This is a genomic window from Roseateles sp. P5_E11 (genome assembly GCF_054049355.1).
Genome location: NZ_JBFUMO010000907.1, coordinates 1 through 1,614 on the forward strand (window position 1 = coordinate 1; position 1,614 = coordinate 1,614).

Annotated in this window: 2 protein-coding genes; both read left to right on the plus strand. The window is 66.6% G+C overall.

The annotated features are described in order from the left end of the window. Window positions 1–4 precede the first annotated feature (4 nt). Window positions 5–841: a flagellar assembly peptidoglycan hydrolase FlgJ gene (flgJ, locus tag ACXJKR_RS31975; RefSeq protein WP_457326278.1), complete on the plus strand. Its 837-nt coding sequence runs from the start codon at window positions 5–7 to the stop codon at window positions 839–841. Between the two features lie 173 nt (window positions 842–1,014). Further along, a partial coding sequence (flgK, locus tag ACXJKR_RS31980) for a flagellar hook-associated protein FlgK (RefSeq protein WP_457326277.1) occupies window positions 1,015–1,614 on the plus strand: 600 nt, incomplete at its 3' end.

Consider the following 1,614-nt stretch of genomic DNA (forward strand, 5'->3'; position numbering starts at 1 on the left):
GAGCCTGGGCAGCCTTGATGCGCTCAAGGCCCAGGCCTCGCGCGACCCCAAGGCGAGCATCCGTGAGACGGCCAAGCAGTTCGAGTCGCTCTTCATGCAGGAAGTCATGAAGAGCATGCGCGCGTCCACCCTGTCCAGCGGCATGCTGGACAACAACGCGACCCAGCTCGGCACCGAAATGCTGGACACGCAGTTCGCCGGCAAGATGAGCGGCCTCCCCGGCGGCCTGTCGGAGGCGATCCAGAAGCAGCTGCAGCGCCAGATGGGCATCCAGGACCTGTCGCCCGAGAACATCAAGAAGAACAGCCAGACGACGCTGGCCCAGGCTCTGCCGGCACTGGCCACCAAGGGCATTCCCAACCACGTGCAGGGCTTCATCCAAAAGCACGATGCCGCGGCCCGCGCCGCGTCAACCGCCACCGGCATCCCGGCCAGCTTCATGGTGGCCCAGGCCGCCCACGAGAGCGGCTGGGGCAAGCGCGAGATCACCGGCGCCGACGGCACGCCTTCGCACAACGTCTTTGGCATCAAGGCCACGCCGGGCTGGAAGGGCAAGACCGTCGACGTGAGGACCACCGAGGTCATCAACGGCCAGGCCGTCAAGGTGACGGCCAAGTTTCGCGCCTACGGTAGCTACGACGAGGCTTTCAAGGACTACGCCAAGCTGATCAGCGGCAACGACCGTTATGCCAAGGTCGTCGCCCAGGCCCAGAACGGCAATGCCGCCGGCTTTGCCCGCGGCCTGCAGCAAGCGGGTTACGCCACCGACCCGGCCTATGCCGAGAAGCTGGCGAAGACCATCCAAACCACCCAGCGCGTGCAAAGCACGCTCATGGCTTGATATGACGCCCCTCGCCCAAGAAGAATCTTGGTCGGTCCCCCGCGGGGACGGCGATGCTTGCCGGTTCGACCGGCAAGCACATCGCCAGCGCGGGCCGGCTAGGGAGCGGCCCGGCGCTCGGCCCGCAAATCTGATGCACCGCAACTGCCGCGTGCGCGGAACGGAGAACTGAAATGGCCGGCTTGCTCACTCTCGGCGCCCGCGCGATGTTCGCCAACCAGGCGGCGTTGCAGACCATCGGCCAGAACATTGCCAACGCCAACACGCCGGGCTATTCGCGCCAGTCCGTGGTGCTGACAACCTCGGCCGGCCAATACACCGGTGCCGGCTTCTTCGGCAAGGGCGTGGACGTGCAGACCGTCGTGCGTTCGCACAACGAGTTCCTGACCAAGGAGGCCGCTTCCTCCAAGGCCACCGCCATGGCCGATTCCACCCGTGCCGAGCAACTGGCGCGCATGGAGAAGATCTTCCCGCCCGGCACCGAGGGCCTGGGCTATGCCGCCAGCCAGTTCCTGAACGCCATGGTCGACGTGACCAGCCGCCCCAACGACCCGTCGGCGCGCCAGGTCGCCCTGGGCCGGGCCAACGAGCTGGCCGTGCGCTTCTCCAACGCCGGCCAGCAGGTCACCGATCTGCAGGCCGGCGTCGTCAGCGACCTCAAGGCCAACGTCGTCGTCGTCAATCAGCTCGCGCAGCAGATCGCCAACATCAACGACCAGATTTCCAAGACCCGCGGCAGCGGCCACACACCCAACGACCTGATGGACCAGCGC